Source organism: Acinetobacter endophylla (assembly GCF_053543775.1).
Genome location: NZ_JBLVOM010000044.1, coordinates 1 through 1,497, shown reverse-complemented (window position 1 = coordinate 1,497; position 1,497 = coordinate 1). Strand labels below are relative to the sequence as shown.

The window sequence follows — 1,497 nt, the reverse complement described above, 5'->3', positions numbered from 1 at the left end:
ATTCAGCATGTGATGCATGGTACCCCTGTGGCAGATGACAGCAAAGAATGGCTTTAACCCGGAAAACAGCCTAGAGCTTTTTCGGCAGCAGGCCTGCTAAATCACATCATTTTGTCTTCACGCTTTGTTCACATCCACCTGGGTTATCTTAGTCCTGAAATCATTTAAGGCTTAAAAATGAATATTCTATTCAAGTCAGTTTTTGCGGTTACGGCACTGACCCTCATGAGCTTAAGCATGCTGACTCGAGCGGAAACAGTTGCGCCTCAGGCAGTCGATCAGGTGGATATCCAACAGTATGCAGGCAAGTGGTATGAAATTGCGCATTTACCGATGTATTTTCAGCGTAAATGTGTGTCGGATATTTCGGCACAATACACTGTCAAGGCCGATCGGACCATACGTGTCCTAAATAGCTGCCGGATTGAAAATGGTGAAATGATCAGCTCTGAAGGGGTCGCCTATCCGCAAAATCAGGGCAATAGCAAACTCAAGGTCAGCTTTTTGCCGCCAGGTTTAAGGTGGATCCCCTTCACCAAAGGTCATTACTGGATATTAAGAGTGGATCCGGAATATAAAGTCGCACTGGTCGGTGGACCGAGTAATAAATACCTGTGGATTTTATCGCGTGAACCGCAACTGGACGAAGCAACCTATCAGTCCTATCTGGAGACTGCGAAACACTATGGTTACGACATCACAAAGTTAATCAAATTTCCCCATTAATCTGCTACCCTTTTGCCGAACTGCCAAATCTCTCTACAGTTCGGCTTTTTTTTCACTTCACATAAAATTCATATCTGACTGATTACACTCATCAAATGAAATAAAGACAGTTGCTTGAAATAGGATGAGTCCATGTTGAAAAGTCTGATGCAATGGATAGATAGCTGGTCTATATCGGCACCAACCGAAACACTGACTGCTGAAAATAGCAAGATTCGGTGGATCCGTATTTTGCCCTTTATTCTGCTGCATCTGGCCTGTTTCGCTGTGTTCTGGGTCGGGGTATCCTGGTTTGCGCTTGGTTTTATGCTCGCGTTCTACTTGATCCGCATGTTTTCCATCACGGCTTTTTTTCATCGCTATCTGTCGCATAAAACTTTTCAGACCTCCCGCCCGGTACAGTTCCTGTTTGTGCTGATTGGCACCATGAGTGCACAGCGTGGTCCGCTATGGTGGGCGGCGCATCACCGTTATCACCACCGCTATACCGATACCTTGCAAGATCCGCATTCCTCCACGCATGGTTTTTGGTACAGCCATGTTGGCTGGTTTCTGAATGAATATAATTTTGCTACGCGTAAAGAAGTGATCAAGGACTGGCTGAAATATCCGGAACTTATCTGGCTAGATCGTTTCAGTTTAATTGTGGTACTGCTGACCGCGGGTGGAATTTATGCACTCGGGTACTGGCTTGCCATCACCTGGCCGCAACTCGGTACGTCCGGCCTGCAATTGCTGGTCTGGGGCTTTGTCGTGTCTACCGTGTTACTG

2 protein-coding genes are annotated in these 1,497 nt (G+C 46.4%); both read left to right on the top strand.

What is annotated here, in order from left to right:
* Positions 1-177 precede the first annotated feature (177 nt).
* Complete coding sequence (locus tag ACNPNW_RS04225) at positions 178-726, top strand: lipocalin family protein (protein ID WP_253148741.1); 549 nt, start codon at positions 178-180, stop codon at positions 724-726.
* Between the two features lie 132 nt (positions 727-858).
* A partial coding sequence (locus ACNPNW_RS04220; protein WP_448766569.1) for an acyl-CoA desaturase occupies positions 859-1,497 on the top strand: 639 nt, incomplete at its 3' end.